This is a genomic window from Alphaproteobacteria bacterium (assembly GCA_037146715.1).
Classification (GTDB): domain Bacteria; phylum Pseudomonadota; class Alphaproteobacteria; order UBA7879; family UBA5542; genus JBAWWO01.
Window position 1 is genome coordinate 71,139 of record JBAWWO010000001.1, and the last position, 18,311, is coordinate 89,449.

Annotated in this window: 20 protein-coding genes, 1 other RNA gene and 1 pseudogene; 10 read left to right on the plus strand and 12 right to left on the minus strand. The window is 43.0% G+C overall.

Annotation, left to right across the window (positions count from 1 at the left end; translation table 11 throughout):
* Positions 1-63: 63 nt before the first annotated feature.
* The 9 genes from WCG05_00360 to WCG05_00400 form a co-directional block, all read right to left on the minus strand.
* Positions 64-1,611: a dipeptide ABC transporter ATP-binding protein gene (locus WCG05_00360; GenBank protein MEI8320454.1), complete on the minus strand. Its 1,548-nt coding sequence runs from the start codon at positions 1,609-1,611 to the stop codon at positions 64-66.
* Positions 1,608-2,633, minus strand: coding sequence for an ABC transporter permease (locus tag WCG05_00365; protein MEI8320455.1), 1,026 nt, complete (start codon positions 2,631-2,633; stop codon positions 1,608-1,610). The genes WCG05_00360 and WCG05_00365 overlap by 4 nt, the downstream gene beginning before the upstream one ends.
* A complete protein-coding gene (gene yejB, locus WCG05_00370) occupies positions 2,630-3,709 on the minus strand; it encodes a microcin C ABC transporter permease YejB (protein MEI8320456.1) in 1,080 nt (359 codons plus the stop codon). The genes WCG05_00365 and yejB overlap by 4 nt, the downstream gene beginning before the upstream one ends.
* Positions 3,706-5,409 carry an extracellular solute-binding protein gene (locus WCG05_00375; GenBank protein ID MEI8320457.1) on the minus strand — a complete coding sequence of 568 codons (1,704 nt, stop codon included), beginning with the start codon at positions 5,407-5,409 and terminating at the stop codon, positions 3,706-3,708. Before WCG05_00375 ends, yejB begins: the two co-directional genes overlap by 4 nt.
* A 127-nt stretch (positions 5,410-5,536) precedes the next feature.
* Positions 5,537-6,001: a hypothetical protein gene (locus WCG05_00380; protein MEI8320458.1), complete on the minus strand. Its 465-nt coding sequence runs from the start codon at positions 5,999-6,001 to the stop codon at positions 5,537-5,539.
* Positions 6,002-6,031: 30 nt separating this feature from the next.
* The gene (locus WCG05_00385; GenBank protein ID MEI8320459.1) at positions 6,032-6,337 is read right to left on the minus strand and encodes a hypothetical protein; all 306 of its coding nucleotides are present in this window, start codon (positions 6,335-6,337) and stop codon (positions 6,032-6,034) included.
* 90 nt (positions 6,338-6,427) lie between these two features.
* Positions 6,428-7,315 carry a hypothetical protein gene (locus tag WCG05_00390; GenBank protein ID MEI8320460.1) on the minus strand — a complete coding sequence of 296 codons (888 nt, stop codon included), beginning with the start codon at positions 7,313-7,315 and terminating at the stop codon, positions 6,428-6,430.
* An 87-nt stretch (positions 7,316-7,402) separates the two neighbouring features.
* Positions 7,403-8,047, minus strand: coding sequence for a DUF502 domain-containing protein (locus WCG05_00395; GenBank protein ID MEI8320461.1), 645 nt, complete (start codon positions 8,045-8,047; stop codon positions 7,403-7,405).
* The gene (locus tag WCG05_00400) at positions 8,044-8,925 is read right to left on the minus strand and encodes a cation diffusion facilitator family transporter (GenBank protein ID MEI8320462.1); all 882 of its coding nucleotides are present in this window, start codon (positions 8,923-8,925) and stop codon (positions 8,044-8,046) included. Before WCG05_00400 ends, WCG05_00395 begins: the two co-directional genes overlap by 4 nt.
* A gap of 111 nt (positions 8,926-9,036) precedes the next feature.
* On the opposite strand from WCG05_00400, the gene WCG05_00405 reads away from it, so the two are divergent.
* A complete protein-coding gene (locus WCG05_00405) occupies positions 9,037-9,285 on the plus strand; it encodes a DUF167 domain-containing protein (GenBank protein ID MEI8320463.1) in 249 nt (82 codons plus the stop codon).
* Positions 9,286-9,490: 205 nt separating this feature from the next.
* On the opposite strand, the gene rpsI is transcribed toward WCG05_00405, so the two are convergent.
* The gene (gene rpsI, locus WCG05_00410) at positions 9,491-9,982 is read right to left on the minus strand and encodes a 30S ribosomal protein S9 (protein ID MEI8320464.1); all 492 of its coding nucleotides are present in this window, start codon (positions 9,980-9,982) and stop codon (positions 9,491-9,493) included.
* Positions 9,983-9,985: 3 nt separating this feature from the next.
* Positions 9,986-10,447 carry a 50S ribosomal protein L13 gene (gene rplM, locus WCG05_00415; GenBank protein MEI8320465.1) on the minus strand — a complete coding sequence of 154 codons (462 nt, stop codon included), beginning with the start codon at positions 10,445-10,447 and terminating at the stop codon, positions 9,986-9,988.
* A gap of 145 nt (positions 10,448-10,592) precedes the next feature.
* On the opposite strand from rplM, the gene ffs reads away from it, so the two are divergent.
* From ffs to WCG05_00445, 6 genes are all read left to right on the plus strand, one after another.
* An RNA gene (gene ffs, locus WCG05_00420) (signal recognition particle sRNA small type) lies at positions 10,593-10,689 on the plus strand.
* Positions 10,690-10,712: 23 nt separating this feature from the next.
* Entirely contained in the window at positions 10,713-12,239 is a 1,527-nt protein-coding gene (gene dnaX / locus WCG05_00425; GenBank protein MEI8320466.1) for a DNA polymerase III subunit gamma/tau, read from the plus strand.
* 11 nt (positions 12,240-12,250) lie between these two features.
* Positions 12,251-12,574 carry a YbaB/EbfC family nucleoid-associated protein gene (locus WCG05_00430; protein MEI8320467.1) on the plus strand — a complete coding sequence of 108 codons (324 nt, stop codon included), beginning with the start codon at positions 12,251-12,253 and terminating at the stop codon, positions 12,572-12,574.
* Positions 12,575-12,583: 9 nt separating this feature from the next.
* Positions 12,584-13,183: a recombination mediator RecR gene (gene recR / locus WCG05_00435; protein ID MEI8320468.1), complete on the plus strand. Its 600-nt coding sequence runs from the start codon at positions 12,584-12,586 to the stop codon at positions 13,181-13,183.
* A gap of 14 nt (positions 13,184-13,197) precedes the next feature.
* Positions 13,198-13,434: a hypothetical protein gene (locus tag WCG05_00440; protein MEI8320469.1), complete on the plus strand. Its 237-nt coding sequence runs from the start codon at positions 13,198-13,200 to the stop codon at positions 13,432-13,434.
* Positions 13,431-14,462: an enoyl-CoA hydratase/isomerase family protein gene (locus tag WCG05_00445; GenBank protein ID MEI8320470.1), complete on the plus strand. Its 1,032-nt coding sequence runs from the start codon at positions 13,431-13,433 to the stop codon at positions 14,460-14,462. Before WCG05_00440 ends, WCG05_00445 begins: the two co-directional genes overlap by 4 nt.
* 29 nt (positions 14,463-14,491) lie before the next feature.
* Here the strand turns inward: WCG05_00445 and WCG05_00450 are convergent, their stop codons facing one another.
* The gene (locus WCG05_00450) at positions 14,492-15,367 is read right to left on the minus strand and encodes a hypothetical protein (GenBank protein ID MEI8320471.1); all 876 of its coding nucleotides are present in this window, start codon (positions 15,365-15,367) and stop codon (positions 14,492-14,494) included.
* Positions 15,368-15,472: 105 nt separating this feature from the next.
* Here WCG05_00450 and WCG05_00455 point away from each other — a divergent pair, with 105 nt between their 5' ends.
* From WCG05_00455 to WCG05_00465, 3 genes and pseudogenes are all read left to right on the plus strand, one after another.
* The gene (locus WCG05_00455; GenBank protein MEI8320472.1) at positions 15,473-16,219 is read left to right on the plus strand and encodes a hypothetical protein; all 747 of its coding nucleotides are present in this window, start codon (positions 15,473-15,475) and stop codon (positions 16,217-16,219) included.
* 115 nt (positions 16,220-16,334) lie between these two features.
* Positions 16,335-17,327 carry a pyruvate dehydrogenase (acetyl-transferring) E1 component subunit alpha gene (gene pdhA / locus WCG05_00460; GenBank protein MEI8320473.1) on the plus strand — a complete coding sequence of 331 codons (993 nt, stop codon included), beginning with the start codon at positions 16,335-16,337 and terminating at the stop codon, positions 17,325-17,327.
* Positions 17,328-17,339: 12 nt separating this feature from the next.
* Positions 17,340-18,305, plus strand: a pseudogene (locus WCG05_00465) (pyruvate dehydrogenase complex E1 component subunit beta).
* The last annotated feature ends 6 nt before the right edge of the window (positions 18,306-18,311 follow it).

An 18,311-nucleotide genomic window follows, 5' to 3' on the forward strand; every position in this document is an offset into this window, starting at 1 on the left:
GCCCCCGTCAGGCTGTGCCCTGCCGTAAGTAAGTCGTGGGTCCTCGGGTCAAGCCCGAGGAAATCAGTTATGGGGTGCCAAGACCGGGGAAGACACTGGGGAATCTTTCTGCCCCACTCGCTCCACCCGTAAAATGCGGTGGCTGATGGATTTAATAACTTCCCTATCGTGGCTGATAAAAACATAGGATGTTTTATAGCGTTGTTGTAGATTCTTTAAAATTTGCAGAATATGGGCCTGGACGGATAGGTCAAGGGCTGAGGTTGGTTCATCCAGAATAATCAACTTAGGTTTCAAGATTAAAGAACGCGCCATGGCCACCCGCTGCCGTTGTCCACCGGATAATTCATGGGGGTAGTGAGAGAGTAGGCTCTCGGGCAAATCCACATCTTTCAAAGCTTTTTTGATGAGTCTCAGCTTGTCTTGAGGCGTGGAGGATAGTTTGTGAACACTAAGCCCTTCTCCCACGATTTCTTGTACTGTTAACTTGGGATTCAAAGAACTGAAAGGATCTTGAAACACAATCTGGATCTCGCGCCGTATTTGGCGCAGTTGTTTTGTGGGTAAGGTTTTTAAATCAACGCCTTCAAATAGCACAGTTCCTTGATAAGAGATCAGCTGAGCTAATACATGCGCGAGGGTTGATTTACCTGATCCACTTTCTCCCACAACTCCCAAAGTTTCACCCTGGTATACCTCCAAGTTTAAATTCTGCAGGATCGATGTTTTTTCTCGTTTAAAAAACGTAGAACTTTTTGAGGGAACCTGCACAGAAATGTTTTCCGCCTTTAACAATAGGGCAGGGGTTTTTGCCAGGGGAACGGGGTCTCCTGAAGGGGCGGAATCCAATAACTTCTGCGTATATTCATGTTGGGGGTCTCGGAATAATTTTGAAACAGAGGCCTGTTCAACAATATGCCCTTTTTGCATGACGGCCACATCATCAGCAATTTTTCGGACTGTATTCAGGTCATGGGTGATCAGCAGCAAAGACATACCCATTTTTGTTTTTAAATCGTTTAGAATCTTCAAAATCTGGGATTGAGTGGTGCTGTCCAGGGCCGTTGTGGGCTCATCCGCAATTAAGATTTCAGGATTATTGGCAATGGCCATGGCAATCATGACCCGCTGGCGTTCGCCGCCGGAAAGTTCAAAGGGATAGGAATGAATTTTTTGCTGGGGGTTTTGAATTTGGGTAGCGTCCATTAGCATCAAAGCCGTTTCAAAGGCCTGTTTTTTTGAAACCCGTTGGTGAATCAAGATCATTTCCTGAATCTGATGGCCCACTGTGTGGAGGGGGTTTAGGGATGAAAGGGGCTCTTGAAAAATCATGCTGATCCTGTCCCCCCGCAGACGTCGCAATTGGGACCCGGGAAATTGGAAAATATCATCCCCATTAAACAAAATTTTGCCCGAGGGATGGGTGGCATGAGGATAAGGGAGCAAGCGTAAAATCGATAAAGCTGTCAAAGTCTTTCCTGACCCACTTTCCCCCACGATTGCAAGGGTTTTTCCTTTGTGAAGATCAAAAGAAATAGAGTGCACCACAGGTTCATTATTGAAAGCAACGGATAGGTTTTGAACAGAAAGAATGGGGGGCGTATTTTTCATAAGCCCTCCATCGGTTGAGGGGTTTGGGTGCGGAAGCCATCGCGGATGCCCTCTCCAATGAAAATAAGGTTGCAGAGCAACAAGGAAAGGGTCGTAAAGCCGGAAATACCAATCCATGGGGCATGAAGGTTGTTCTTGCCCTGATGCAGAATCTCACCCAAAGAAGGTGACCCAAGGGGAAGCCCTATTCCCAAAAAATCTAGGGTGGTTAATAAGCTAATGCTTAGGGTCAGCATAAAAGGAATCAGGCTTAAGGGCGCTCCAATAATGTTCGGTAGAATATGGCCCAAGATAATGGTCAAGGACGGAATGCCCATGGCTTTCGCAGCTTTCACATATTCAAAATTTCGGGTTTTTAAAAATTCTACCCGCACAATGGGAACCAAAATCATCCATTGAAATAGGCTGATAATCAGCAAAAGCCACCCAAAGGTGGGGGCTGTTAAACTAGACAAGATAATCAGAATAAATAGAACAGGAAGGCCCGACCAAATTTCCATGAATCGTTGCAGAATAAGATCAACATAGCCGCCAAAATATCCCTGAACAGCGCCCATAAAAAAGCCAATCAGAGCACTGATGACAATAACAGACAAACCAAAGAAAATGGAAAACTGGGTTCCATAGATAAGGCGAGCCAAAAGGTCGCGCCCCTGGTCATCTGTGCCCAACCAATTGTCAGTGGTTGGAGCTGAGGGGGCTGGCCGATCTAACTCATAATTTACCGTATCGTAACTATAGGGAATAGGGGCCCACAGCATCCATCCTTTTGATTGGATCAGATTTTTTACATGGGGATCTCGGTAATTTGCTTCCGTTTCAAAATCACCCCCAAATTCTTGTTCAGAATAGCTGAAAAACAAAGGGGAATAGAGTTTCTGTTTATAAGACACTAGCAATGGTTTATCGTTCGCAATGAATTTGGCCAAAAGGCTGATGATCAGCAAAAAGGAAAAAATCCACAAACCCCAGACGCTGCGTTTGTTGCTTTTAAACCGGGCTGTGTTGAACTGAATATTCATTGGGCTTTAAAATTAATGCGGGGGTCTAAAACACTGTACAAAATGTCACCCACCAGGTGTAAAAACAGGCTCAGCAAGGTAAATAAATACAAACTACCAAACATAACAGGGTAGTCTCGATTATAGGCTGCGTCAAAGCCAAGAAGACCTAATCCGTCCAGAGAAAACATAATTTCAATCAGTAAATTGCTGCCCAAAATAATCTGCATAAAGGCATGGGGAAACTTGGCAAACAGAGGGATGGACGCATTTCTGAAGATATGTCTATACAGAATCTGTTTGCGGGTCAGCCCCTTTGACCGGGCTGTCACCACGTATTGCTTGCTGATTTCATCCAAAAATGAATTTTTAGTCAGCAAAGTAATACTGGCCAGACCCGTCAAGACAATTGCTGAAATGGGTAATACAATATGCCACAGGTAATCTGTTATTTTATGGAATAGGGAAAAGGACTCCCAGTCTTCTGAAACGAGGCCCCGCAAGGGAAACCAATCAAAATAATTGCCGCCTGCAAAAAACACAATAAACATAATCCCCACTAAAAAACTGGGAATTGCATAAAGGATAATCAAAATGGTGCTGCTGGCCACATCAAAAAGATCGCCGTCTTTCAGGGCCTTCCGAATACCCAGGGGGATGCTAAGGGCATAGATTAGGAAGATAGACCAAAAGCCTAAGGTCAAAGAGGTAGGAAGCTTTGAAAAAATCAAATCTGAGACAGGGACTTCCCGAAAATAACTTTTGCCCAGATTAAAGGTCATATAATCTTTCATCATTTTCCAAAAACGGCTCAAAAAAGGTTGATCAAAGCCATATTGTTTTTCAAGATCGCGAATAAACTCGGGTGGCAATCCCTTTCCCACGGCATATTTTTTGTACAAATCTGCATCTGCTTGAGGAGTTGATTCCTGGGGGTGGTCGGACGTAAAGTTTTCGTCTGCCATACCACGCGTTCTAGCAATCATTTGTTCAATGGGCCCACCAGGGGTCATTTGCACTAACAGGAAGTTAATAAAAAGAACACCCAGCAGGGTGGGGAAAATTAAGAGAAGCCGTTTTAGAATATAGGGAATCACGGGGCCATCCACCAAGTTGTATATTTATAGCGCGCCGCATTTTTTCTTGTTTTCAAAAGATCGACTTGTTTGCAGATAGGATGATCAAGAAAGTCCATGGGGCTGTCTTTGGAAAATTCCGGATATTTAAATTTGCTCCAAAAGGCCACGTTCACGTGCTTGGGGGCCCATAGAGGAATGATATAGGCACTGGATAGAATAATTTTGTCTAACTGATGAGCATACTGTTTTAAAAGATTCTTTGGGGGCATGGCCGCAATTTTATCAACCAAATCATCAACCTTAGGGTCGTGAACACCGGCTATGTTTAGAGTTCCCGGGTCTTTATAGGTTTTGCTGGACCAAAATGTGGTTTGTTCTTCTCCCGGGTTTAGCAGGTGAGGGTGGTAGTGCAAAATCAAATCAAAATCAAAGTTTTCGTACTTATCAGAATAGCTTTGCGTGTTCCCCACAAAAATTGAGGCATCAATTCCGATGTTTTTCAGGGTTTTTATATAATTCTGATAAAGTTTCCCATAGTTTTGAGAAAAGACGACAAGGTTTAAGGTTAAAGGCCCCTTTTTATGAAGCAATGTATCGGTATCTGAATCGAACACAAACCCAGCTTTTCTTAACAGGGCCAGGGCGCATTTTTTGCGGTCCCGTGGTGTTAGCTTTTGCTGTGCTTTCATCGGACAAAAGGCTGTGTCTGAAAAGGTGGGGCCTCCATAAGGAGAATTGGTAAAGATGCTGGTAAGCCGTACATACTGATTATGAAAATATGTTTTATTAATTTGATCAAAGTCAAACAAAACGGTTAAAGCCTTGCGAACTCGGGCGTCATCATAGGGCCACTTTCGTGTGTTGAAAAACAAGGCGGCTAAACCATGGGGATAGACTTTTTCAAACTCAATTCGTTTGATTTTTTTCTGCAGAACAGCGGGGAAGTCGTAGTTTTGAATCCAGCTGCTGATGCGTTGATCAATCCACAGGTCTAATTGCCCCTTTTTGAAGGCTTCAAAGGCGGTCTGCACATTCGCGTAATAGGTGTAGTGAACCTTGTCAAAGTTATAGAACCCTTGGGTTACGGGCAGGTTTTGCCCCCACCAATTTTCAAGGCGCTTATAAGCCACAAAGGTGGGGCGCTGGAACTTGGAGACTGCATAAGGGCCACTGCTAAGGGGTACAAAAAAAGGCTTTGATTCTGAGAAGTTTCTCTTGTAATCAGCATGGGAAAATACAGGCAAAGTGCCTAAGGTCTGTACAAAAGATTTTGAAGGAGTATAGAAAGAAAACTTAATTTTGTCAGGAGCTAAAACGGTAACAGACTTCACGTTTTGAAAAATCAGCTTATAGGTGGATGTTTTGGATTGAATTAAATTAAAGGAAAATTTCACGTCTTCCGCTGTGATGGGGCTGTCGTCTGAAAAAGTTGCATTTGGATTTAAGGTAAAGGTAACTTCTGAAAAATCAGTGCTCGGAAGGGCTTTAAGGGCTACATAGGGAAAAGATTCATCCAAATTGGTTATAGGCGTTTTCATAAGGGTTGCGAACAGAAGGTCACTGCCGTCAGCAGCCGTCCCTTGAATGCCATAGGGAAAAAAGGAGTCGAATTTTTTTAAGGTATGAAGATGAACAGATCCCCCTTTAGGTGCTTTGGGATTCACATAAGAAAATACTTTGCTGGGTGTGGCAAAGGCAGCAGATGTCCAGAGGAACAAAAAACAAATACCCCATCCGCACAAAGACGGTCTATTTTTTAAACAACTCAAATTATTCCCAATTTCTTAGTGGCTTTTAAGAAAATTTACCACATTTAGCAATAATTTTGTACAGCTTTGTTAAGAATTAAACGGTCGTTTCAAAGTCTTCAGAGCGTTGCCTGTTTGGAGTGGCTTCATTAGAGGCATCTACCGAGTTTTGTCCGACAAAAGTGGGAAATTTTTCCATTTGTTCGTGGAGTTCTTTTTTTGTCTTTGTTACAGCTGCCAAAAAAGAAGCTAGCACTTGGTTCAATGAATCGTCTGCCCGTAAAAGGTCATCATAAGATGGGTTAGGTGGCAAATTGAATAGTTCAGCAAACGCTCTTTCAAACATTTCAGTTTCGGGCGGCGGTGTGTGACGTTCTGGTTCTAATTGTTCGTAAGTTGGAGAAAGAGCTCGTTCATTTACAGGCGAGTAAAAGGCGGGGCTAGAGGATTTTTCAGGAGATCCTGAGTCTTTAGAAAAGTTAGGGCCCCATGCGCTGAACGACAAAGGGACGCTGATTGCTAGGGTAAGAAAAACGGCAAGTGTTGTTGTGTGTTTTTTCATAAGATGTCTCCTGACGACACTATCATAGCATTATATGGGTTTAGGGGTAAATCGTTCAATTTGCGTTTGAAGGAATTTCTTTTGATCCTCAAGACATTGTAAGATCTCTGTAGGGCATCCAACTTGTCTCCATACCTCTAATTCTCTTGCAGCAATAGAATAGCGGCCTTTTAAAAAGTCTAGGGTTGAGTGAGAGAGTATCCTTTCCTGTAAAAATAGGGCCATTTCCTTAGAAAGTCGGGGGCCCTCAGAGGTGTCATCTTCACCTTTGGTTGCACCTTGACACGAGAGAAACACTATCAACATGAATAGAATAATCTTAAAAATTTTCATCACGAGTGCTTTCTAAAAAAAACGGCTGAAAGTCTTTCAACTTTCAACCGTTTCAGTGATTCTTATGCCACACATATGGCAAAGAAAAGTTTTTTAGTTAGTTGCTGGTACAACGTCTGTTGACACTGGTGTTGCATCTGGCGCTGGAACAGGTGCAGGTGCAGGTGCAGGTGTTGCAGCTGCTATGGCCGCTGCTACGATTGATGAAACACTAGATAACGCTGTGTTTATCGTTGCGACTTCACCCTGTACAAGTACGGCTTTAGCTTGTTCTGCAGTTAGGGCAGTTTGATAATCAGTTACTGCAGAGTTGAAATTTTGTAAAGCTGACATTTGTCCGCTTACAAATGTAAGAAGTCCTTGCAAAAATGGTTCAGCAAGAGAGTCTGGAACAGATAGAGTTAATTGTTCTGTGCCTAAAAGAGTTGTTATGCTTGAGTTAACAGCAAGTGCTTTAGCGCCAACGGCATCATCTTGATCTAAATCAGTTACAGGAAGAACAATGCTTCCGGTTGCAGGTGCTGAAACAGAGGAAGGTGTAAGTGTGGGCAAAATAGCTGTTACAGCTGCTGAAATGCTAGACAAAACAGCATCTGTTGTTGTGATTTGGCCTTGCAAAAATGTAGATTTAACACCTTCTGCTTGCAATTGAGTAGTGTAATCAGTGAGAGAGCTAACGACATCTTGAAGAGCTGCTGTGCTAGCGGCAACATAATTGCTTAGTCCATTAAAAACAGGAAGAGCAATTTGGTCTGGCAAAGATAGGCCTGCAGCATTTAGAAAAAGGGCTTCACAAGCTACATGAACTTTTTCTGATGCTGTGCTCATAATATCGTTTGCATCTAAATCAGTTGGCAGTGTTGCTGCTAGAACTGAAGGGGCAGCGATTGGGTCTGTTTCATCAATTGCCGCTGCTTGTGCAGTAGCCATGAAGCCAGCTGTTAGTAAAAGTGCAGTTAACGTTCTATTGAATAATTTCATGGTATTTTTTCTCCTGTTGTATAAGATTTTTTATTAGTATGAAAAAATTCTAAGGGATAATTTTGTAAAAAACAAGCTAGAAAAATATTATTTTAACTTCTTCTCTTTAGGAGTAATAACACCCGTAGAAATAACCATTTTCAAACCTTCTTCAACAGACATTTGCAGGATTTCAATATCTTTTTTGGGAACAAAAAGCAAAAAACCTGAGGTTGGATTCGGCGTGGTGGGAATAAATACGTTGACCATGGGTTCTTTAAAACAGCCTTTAACTTCCCCCTCTGTTTGGCCCGTGATAAAGCACAGACACCAGGTATCTTTGCGAGGATATTCAATCAGGCCTACCTCTTTAAAGGAGGAGGACTCTTTATCAAGGACCGCTTGAGATAGCTGTTTAATGGTGCTGTACAGTCCGCGCACAATGGGCATTTTCTCTAACAATTGTTCGCCGTGACGAATAATATAGCGACCCAAAAAACCTTTGGCTAACAAGCCCACTAGGGTTGAGCCTATAAGCAAAATGACAAGCCCATAACCAGGAATGTATTGATGAAAAACTATCCATTCAGAGGGGAATAAGGGGCGCACTAAGCTGTCAGTCATGTCAATAAACCAGACGACTAAATAGAGAGTAAGAATTAGAGGAGTTAGTAATAACAGTCCAGAAAAGAAATATCGCTGCACGCGGGAAAGTAAAGAACGGGGTGGAGTGGTAGCTGTCAAATCATTCATGTCTTTTTCTTAGAAGGTTTAGGGTGCAATACCACCTCGGCCCCAGGGTATAGGTTTGCAATCTTTTTTTCAAGGGATTTTAAAAGGGTGTGGGAATCTTCTATGGTGGTTTTGGCGGGCAGCACAATACTTGCATAAATGTAGTGTTGTTCGCCAGAGGTGCGGGTTTTAAGAGAAAACACCTCACCAACCTGGGGATGATCCTCTAGTATCTTATAGATGGCCTCTCGTTCGTCAGAAGGGATTTCTGCGTCCAATAAAATACGGAAAGATTTGTGCGAAATTGAATAGGCTGCCCAAAAGATATACAAAGCCACCAAACAACCCACCAAGCTATCTAAAAAAGCCCATCCAAGCCATGAATACATGCCCAGGGCAATCAAGCCACCACCATTTAAAAAGATGTCAGATTGGTAGTGGGCGGAATCTGCAATAACAGAAAGGGAGCCTGTCTTTTCAATGACTTGCTTTTGAAATAAAACCAGAACGATGGTGATGCCCAGGGAAAAGATCAGAACTACAATGCCAAGGTTAGGATTTTCTATAGGGGCGGGGTTAAAAAGGCGGTCAACGGATGCTTTCAGAATAAAAATCCCAGAAATAACAATAACAAATGCTTGGGCAATGGCCCCTAGGGATTCAAGCTTCCCAAGGCCAAATTTAAATTCTTCACTAGGGGGGCGCCCCGCATGATATACTGCGCCTAAGGTTATCAGGGACGCTGCTAAGTCTAAGGTAGAATCTGTCAGCGTTGATAAAATACTGATAGAATGAGTGTGGGTCCAGGCAAAGGCTTTGATAAGAATTAAAAGAGTAGCTACAAGAACTGACGCGCAGGTGGCTTTCTTTTTTAAAGCCCTGTTATTTTCTGCTATCATAGCGTTGTCGGATTTTTGGCTTATGACTGACCTCTTTTTCTTTAGTTTGGCCTAAATTTTGATGGAATAGCAAGGAAAATATTAATCGAAGTTTTAAATAAGAGTATACATATGGCTGATTTTCTAACAATTACTGTGAAGGTAAGGCCCAAGTCTCACGAGAATGCAGTGGTCGAAGATGAATTGGATTTATTTCAAGAAAGAACGCTTAAGGTAAAAACAACTCAGCCTCCTGAAGACGGGAAGGCCAATGAAGCCGTTATCAAAATTCTAGCAGATTATTTTAACGTCAAAAAAAGAGATGTTGAGATTTTGTCGGGATTTAAATCAGGTACGAAAATTGTAAGAGTTAAAACATAGGGTCCAAAAATCCAGGTTTTTTCGGTCATTGTGAGGAAAGCTGCAAGAAGTAAGGCGTGGGTCCTCGGGTCAAGCCCGAGGAAAGCAATGGTGAGAGAAGGTCCAAGGGGCGCTGAAAAAAAGGGGTAGATTTTTGCCCTTTTTCATGGGTGGGACCACCTCGGGCCGAAGCCCGAGGGAATCAATAGGGAGGGGATAGTTAAGATTAACGTTTTGAGAACTGGAATCTACGACGAGCCTTCGCACGACCGTATTTCTTACGTTCAACAACGCGGCTGTCGCGGGTCAGGAATCCGCCTGCTTTCAAAACAGCGCGCAACTCTGGGTCGAAATAAGTAATAGCCCGGCTGATGCCATGACGCAAAGCGCCTGCTTGGCCAGATAGTCCGCCACCTGTTACAGTGCAGTGAATATCAAAGGTTCCTTCCCGACCAGCGGCAGTGAAAGGTTGGTTGATGATCATCCGCAGGGTAGGGCGGGCGAAATAAGTGGTGAATTCCCGATCATTAACAATGATTTTTCCAGAGCCAGACTTCAACCAAACCCGGGCAATAGAATTCTTTCTTTTTCCCGTTGCATAAACACGACCATGTTTATCCATTGTTTTCTTTGATTCCCCTTGAACCGCTTTATGGGCCTTTGGGGTAATGTCTTTAATAGACTCTTTTAATTCAGTCAATTCGATTGATTTTGTCATTTGTTAGTCCCTTTTATTTTTGGGGTTCATAGATGCAATATCTAAAACTGCAGGTTGTTGCGCTTCATGAGGGTGATTTGGACCCGCATAAACGAAAAGGTGGCTCATCTGTTGGCGTCCAAGGGGGCCCCGTGTAATCATACGTTGAATAGCTTTAATCACAACGTTTTGAGGACTTTTTCCTGATAGAATTTGCTTCATGTTGCGTTCTTTAATACCGCCAACATAACCTGTGTGGTAGTAGAAAATCTTATCCTGCAACTTATTCCCGGTTAATTTAATTTTCTCAGCATTAATAATGATAATATAGTCACCACAATCCATGTGGGGTGTAAATTCTGGTTTATGTTTTCCGCGCAAATAATTCGCAACGATTGTTGACATGCGCCCAAGAACCAGACCTTCAGCATCAATAATATGCCAGTTCTTCTGGATTTCAGAGGCTTTCATCGAATATGTTTTCATTTTCTTTCACTCAATATTTTTAATTCCTAAAGGTTTCTATAAGATTTTCCGCATAAAATCAAGCAGTTTTTTATGTGGTATTATTATACCGTACTCTTTTTCCTTTTCCTCTTGTTGTTTTTATGGAAAGTGCTATAAACCTAAATGGGGTTGGCCATGGACAAATTGGTTGTGAAGCCGGTCAGATTCGGAAGAAAGCAGCCGTAGCAGTTTTAATTTGGGTCATGCGTCCAGCCTCACTCGTTAATCAAGTATACGTGATGAAATGACGCAACAAGCATCTTCTTATAAAGTACTCGCGCGGACTAAGCGCCCCCTGAAGTTTTCTGAGCTTTTGGGACAGGAGGTTCTGGTTCAAACCATCAAGAATGGTCTTGAGCAAGATCGCTTGCCCCATGCCTTTATTTTGACAGGCATTCGAGGGGTGGGTAAAACCACCACTGCCAGGCTGATTGCGCGCTCTTTAAATTGCACCGGACCAGATGGTAAGGGGGGCATTACGATGGAACCCTGTGGTGTGTGTGAATCGTGCATTTCTATTTCCGAAGACCGCCATATGGATGTGATTGAGGTTGACGCGGCTAGCCGTACGGGCGTGGATGATATGCGGGAACTTATGGAAGGACTTTCCTATAGGCCGGTTATGGGCCGCTATAAGGTTTACATCATCGACGAAGTGCATATGTTGTCTAAGAATGCTTTTAACGCTTTGCTTAAAACATTGGAAGAACCCCCAACCCATGTGAAATTTATTTTTGCCACCACAGAAATTGGTAAAGTTCCCGTAACTATTTTATCGCGCTGCCAACGATTTGACCTGCGTCGCTTTGATGGACATGAAATCACAGAGTATTTTTCCAAACTTTTAAGGGAAGAGAAGATTAAGTTTGAGCTTGAGGCCCTGGAGGTCATTGCTAAGTCCTCAGAAGGATCTATGCGGGATGCTCTTTCTTTGTTAGAGCAAGCTATAACAGTTTCTAATGGAAATTTAACGGAAAAAGCCGTGCGAGACATGTTGGGCTTGGCTGATCAAAGCAAGTTACTAACTTTGTTTGGGCACTTAATGAAAGGCCAGATTGTGGAATCCTTAGCTTTGTCTAGGGAAATTTGCAGCGCTGGGGGAGAGCCTGAAGCGTTAGTTCAAGACCTGATGCGACTGATTCATGAGCTGATGATTATAAAGACAACTCAAAAATCAGTTAAAGACCCCCAGAAAAAAGAGTTGTCTGAAAAGACCTCCGTTCCAGATCTTAGCCAGGCTTGGCAGATTTTGATGAGGGGGCTAGAGGAAATGAAGCTGTCTTCTTTGCCTTTTGAAATGATGGATATTGTTTTGATTCGGGTGGCCTATGTGCAAGAGATGGTGGCTGAAGCTGAAAATATTAAGTCTGAACCTGTTGTAAAGGCTGCGACGGTGGGTGCAGCTGCCCCAAAAACAAAAACGGACCTGAAGAGTTTTGAAGAGGTTGTTTCCTGGTGCGAAGCACAGAAAGAACCCTTAATGGCTGCTTATTTAAAAGAACATGTTAGTTTGATTGAATTTAAACCCAGCTTTATGAAATTGTCTTTGTTAAAGGCAGCGGATACTAATATTCCCCTGAAATTAAAGAAGTTTTTGGTGGAAACTACGGGGGCATCCTGGATTATCGAAACAAGTGCTGTTGCCGGGCAAGAGCCCCTTTTGGCTCAAGAGCAAAAAAAACGACAGAAAGAACTTGAAAAAGTTATGGAAAATCCCGATATTCAAGCAGTAACAGAGATGTTTCCTGGCGCAAAAGTTCAGATAAAGTAAAGGAGCAAACTATGAAAAATTTTGGAAACTTATTGAAACAAGCACAGCAAATGCAAGCCAAAATGGCGGATGCTCAAGCTCAACTTGATGTGTTGGAAATTGAAGGTGCGTCAGGTGGTGGAAAAATTCAGGTGATGCTGAATGGCCATGGGGCCCTAAAAGGCATTAAAATAGACCCATCTTTGATTACACCCGATGATCCAGAAATGCTGGAAGATTTGATTATTGCAGCCTTTAACGATGCTAAGAAAAAGGTGGATGATACATCTAGCAGTCTGATGGGAAAAGTGACGGGTGGCATGGGATTGCCCGGCGGACTTAAACTTCCTTTTTAGGTTTATTCGTTGCATAGTCCAGCCATTCATAGACTGATTCAAATTCTTTCTAAACTCCCTGGTTTAGGGCCTCGATCTGGGAGGCGCCTTAGCCTGCACTTGATTCAAAACAGGAGAACGATTTTGGATCCTTTGATGGTCTCTTTGAAAGACGTCATGGAAACTGTTAAATCTTGTCAAGAATGTGGGAACTTGGACACAGAGGAAGTTTGTACCATCTGTAAGTCTTATGATCGAGACAAAAAAACTCTGTGTGTGTTGGCCGGCGTGGATGATTTGTGGGCCCTTGAGCGAGCAGGGGTCTATAAGGGCCTTTACCATGTGTTGGGGGGTGTTTTATCAGCTCTCGATGGGATGGGGCCAGACCAGCTGCGTATGAAAGAGTTATGCGAGCGCCTGAAAAAAGAGCAAATTGACGAAATTATTATTGCCTTAAGTGCCACCTTAGAAGGGCAAACGACGGCTCATTATCTTGCTGATATGGTGCGCCCCTATGGGGTAAAGGTTACTCGCCTTGCCCATGGGCTGCCCGTGGGGGGGGAATTGGATTATTTAGATGAAGGGACTATTTCTGCAGCTTTGCAAGCCAGAAGTCTTTTTGGAGCATAAAAACAGGGGGTATTTTGACTATAAAAATTTTCTTTTTAATATTGATCACAGTCGTTGCGGGGACTGAATCTAAATCAGATTGCCATGGTGTTAAGTGTGAACAATTCTGCAACATGCGCCCCCCTTGTAAATGGACAAGCTGGGGGTGCGTAGTAGGTAAACGGCCCAATGATGCAGAAACAAGCATTCTAAGCAATTGGGGGATTCATGGTATTGAAATGCCGGCCCCTGAGGAGGACAAGGACAAATGATAGACGTTCTATTTGACCAAAAAAATCATGGGGGCATTATTACTCTGAACCGCCCTCAGGCTTTGAATTCTTTAAGCCATGCTATGATTTTGGCTATTCGCAATCAGCTCCTTAAATGGCGGGAAGATCCCAAAATAAAATTTATTATTCTGAAAAGTAGTGATGACAGAGCCTTTTGTGCGGGAGGAGATCTTAAAGAGTTATATGCTTTGCATCAGCAGAAGCGTATTACGGAATTGGAAAAATTTTTCAAAGATGAATATGAACTCAATAAGCTGATTTTTAACTATCCTAAACCTTATATTTCTTTAATCCATGGTATTAATATGGGTGGGGGTATGGGGGTTTCTATTCATGGGGCTTTTCGAATTGTCTCAGAAAAGGCAACCTTGGCCATGCCAGAGGTTCATATTGGACTGTTCCCAGATGCGGCGGCGGCCCATTTCTTTTGCCAATGTCCAGGAGCGTTAGGATTGTTCTTGAGCTTGACGGGCTATTACATGAATAGCGCAGATGCTTTGTATGCAGGTATTGCAACCCACTATGTGCCCCGCGAAAATTTTGACTTGTTGGCAGAAACTTTAGTCAATGCGCCTCTGTCGGACGACTTTAGGGAAGTTGTTTACGAGGTGATTGAAATGTTTTCAACAGGAGAGCCCCCAGTTTTGTCAGAGGTAGCGCAACATCGTGATTTGATTGAAAAAGTCTTTAGTCAAGGTTTAGATGATGTTTTGACAGAAATGATGCTGACAAAAAATTCTTGGCTTAAGAATGTAGGGCGAAAATTGGCTGAGGCCAGCCCTTTTAGCTTAAAAATTACTTTTAAAATGATCAAAGAATCATATGGCAAAAGCTTTGAAGATATTTTCCAACAAGATTTAAAGTTGGCCCAGTATTTTTCCATGAAACCAGATTTTTATGAGGGAATTCGGGCTGCGTTAATTGACCGGGATTCTAACCCTGCTTGGCAGTTTTCTTCTGTGGATGAAGTGCCGGATGTTGTCGTCTCAAAAGCCTTTAAAGGATAAAAACCCAGATTTTGGGCTAATTTCCCGACCTACGGTCTTTTCAAGAATGAGGGGAGATTTAGAAAAACACTGTTTTTCGTCATTGCCCACAATAGAGGATCTTCAAGACGCCAGCCGGTTTCTGAGTCTGCACCAAGGCTGATTGTAAAAAATTGGGCAGATCTTAAATTCTCTTTTAAAAATCGTAAAAAATTTACGCCCAGGTATGATCCTATAATCCCACTGGTTTCCTGGTGAATTTCTTGCGAATCATTCTGACTTTTCTGAAAAAACACATTGGTTTTGGGCAAAAAAGCCATCATTTTATCCAGGTGGGGCCACAGAACGGCCGTGGGCTTCGACAAAATTTTCTTGGGCATGCCCTGCAAAAAATTAAAAGCGGCCGCACTTTCGTTTTCTTCCAGCATCAGAAAAACACTAGATGAATAAGACATTTTGTCTATATGGGGTGCATCATAGGTATGAACAGAAAATCGTATCCAAAGGCACTTCTTTCCCTGGGCTAATAAAAAGGCCTGTTGTTCGGGGACTTCTTGGACCAAAGTCCAGGAATCTAATCCAAATGTTTTAATGTAATTCGTAAGTTTTTGAACATAGCTTTCGGCCTGTTCTGTTGAAGGCGCTACCAGGCTGATCAAATGAGAAGGGGCTTTGAAATAATCCTTTAGCAAAGGTTGATGACAATGGGGGCATATTTGTTGAGAAGTCTCATAGCAACAATGGGCGCAATTGGCTGCCACATGATTTTTCAAAAGGCTTTTTGAAAAGGCAAGGGGACTTAAAAGGGCAGGGGTCTTGCTTGTGCACACCAAAGCAGGCGAACCGCAAACCAAAGGCGCTTCCCAAAGGCGAAAAACCTTAAAGCAATGGGAACAGGTATGTTTTTTAAAAAAATTAAGCCGCATGGGCTTAGTATATCATGATTTTGGGGGAAGAATATAATTCTTGACAAATATTTGGTGAAGGGTTCAGTTTTAAAGAAGATAATAATGAAATGGAGACTTTGCGAAATGACTATATATAAAAAAACACCCATTCTTTTAGTTGCCTTGTGTGCTTTATTGCCCTTATCTGGGTATGGGGCAGGGCCTGCACCTGCGTCAAAAGGAACCTCAATACAGGAAATTTGGGGTGAACAAATTAAGGGCGGAGATGCTTCAGAGCAAGACAGATATGCTAAAAGATTGGCCAAAATTTCTCAACTTGATTCACAGTCTGGTGAAAAAGATAGTTTTCTTGGTGCTAAAGGGTTTAGACCTCTTTGTTATAAGAATAACCAAGGAGCACCTGTTTCAGACTTGGGTAACATGAGTGGGTTTGATTGTGGAGAGATCGTAAAAATTCTTACAAACAAGGACTATTTTCCAGAAGACATGGATCCTAAAGAAAGGAAAGAAAGAAGAGAAAGTTTAGTTAAGGGTGTTTTAGCTTTAAGGCCTGAGGCCACGAAAGATAATGTAAAGACTATCGTAGAGGCAACTCAATATCTTTTGAAGGAGTTGTTGACTGTTCCTGATGCAGATAGAGCTTCTGTTGTTCATTTTGCATCTGAATGCGCTAAAGCAGCACCTGATCTTATGATGACCGAACGCGAGACATTGGTGGAAATTTTTAGAGATATGGCTCCTGATCTAAGAGAGGCGCGTACTCTTAAGTTCATCAAAGCAGTGAAAGGCCATCCCGACAGACAGCATTCTAGTTTTGATGTGTTGAAAGGAGTACAAGGCGCCCCGCCAGTTGCTTCACGCAGTAAGTAATTAATTTAAAAAGGGATGCCTATAGTAAATTGGCATCCCTTTTTTTTTGCTCTTTTTCCCTCTAGCATAAAAAAATAACTTGTGAAATAATGGCGCAGATTTTAGATTAGGCGACATGAAAAACAAAATAGATATTTTCAACAACCAATCCAAAAAAGAACTTTTGGCATTGTACCATGATATGCTTTTGATTCGGCGTTTTGAAGAAAAGGCGGGCCAATTGTATGGGATGGGTTTGATTGGGGGGTTCTGCCATTTGTACATTGGGCAAGAAGCTGTTGTGGTAGGGCTAAATTCTGTTCAACAAAAACAAGACAGCGTTGTGGCGGCTTACCGAGAGCACGGACATATGATTGCTTGCGGTATGGATCCCAAGGGGATCATGGCGGAATTGACGGGCCGTATTGATGGTTTTTCCAAAGGTAAGGGCGGCTCAATGCACATGTTCAGCCGGGAAAAGAATTTCTTTGGGGGGCATGGTATTGTGGGGGCCTCTGGGTCAATTGGCACAGGATTAGCCTTTGCCCATCAGTACACCAAAGATGAAGGCGTTGCTATTTCCTATATTGGAGATGGGGCTGCCAACCAAGGTCAAGTTGCTGAATCCTACAATATGGCTGCTTTGTGGAAGTTGCCCGTTCTTTATGTGATTGAGAATAACCAATACTCTATGGGAACAGCATTAAAACGTCATGCCATTAATACCCGTTTATACGAGCGTGGGGCGCCCTATGAAATTCCGGGTGAGTTGGTCGATGGAATGGATGTTCTAGCTGTGCAGAGGGCTGCTAAAAAGGCCTTAGACTATGTGCGTTCTGGTAAGGGGCCCTATATTCTGCAGATGGAAACGTACAGGTATCGAGGGCATTCCATGTCTGACCCTGCGAAATATCGTACAAAAGACGAAGTTGAAAAATACAAATTGGATGATCCTTTAACCAATTTGAAAAATATGATTCTTAAGGAAGAAATGGCCAAAGAAGCTGATTTTGAGCACATTGAAGACAAAGTAAAAGAAGTAGTTAGGGAAGCGGCAGAATTTGCCCAAGCCTCCCCGGAACCTGAACCGTCAGAACTGTACACGGATGTACTTGTGGAGGGAGCGTAAATGGCACTGATGACCGTACGTGAAGCCTTGCGTGATGCAATGGCTGAGGAAATGCGCTTAGACCCAAAAGTCTTTGTTATGGGAGAAGAAGTGGCAGAATACCAAGGGGCCTATAAGGTAACTCAAGGGTTGCTGCAAGAATTTGGCCCCCAGCGGGTTATTGATACCCCCATTACAGAATATGGTTTTGCTGGCGTTGGGATTGGAGCGGCCTTTATGGGACTAAAGCCCATCATTGAGTTCATGACCTTTAACTTTTCCATGCAGGCTATTGATCACATTGTGAACTCAGCGGCTAAAACCCTTTATATGTCTGGCGGTCAAATGGGGTCACCTATGGTGTTTCGGGGGCCCAACGGGGCGGCTTCTCGCGTAGGGGCCCAGCATTCTCAATGCTTTGCCAGCTGGTATTCCCATTGCCCAGGGTTGAAAGTTGTAACCCCATACACAGCAGCAGATGCGAAAGGGTTGTTAAAGTCAGCCATTAGGGACCCAAACCCTGTTGTTTTCTTGGAAAATGAGCTTTTGTATGGCCAGTCTTTTGAGGTGCCAGAGGGTGAATACCTAACCCCCATCGGCAAAGGAAGAATCGCCCGAGAAGGGACAGACGTGACTATTACTGCCTTTTCTATCATGGTTGGAAAATCTTTGCAGGCTGCCGAAATTTTGGCGGCTGAGGGTATTGATGCGGAGGTTATTGACCTGCGCACCATGCGCCCTCTAGATACAGATATTATTGTGAACTCTGTTCAAAAAACGAATCGCTTGGTTTCTGTGGAAGAGGGATGGCCCACAAGTGGTATAGGATCAGAAATAGCAGCCCTGATGATGGAACACGCCTTTGACTATTTAGATGCCCCTGTGTTGCGCGTAACGGCCAAAGATGTGCCGCTACCCTATGCAGCAAACCTTGAAAAACTTGCCCTGCCACAGGTAGAGGATATTGTAGCCGCTGTGAAAAAAGTAACTTATAAATAAGAGGGA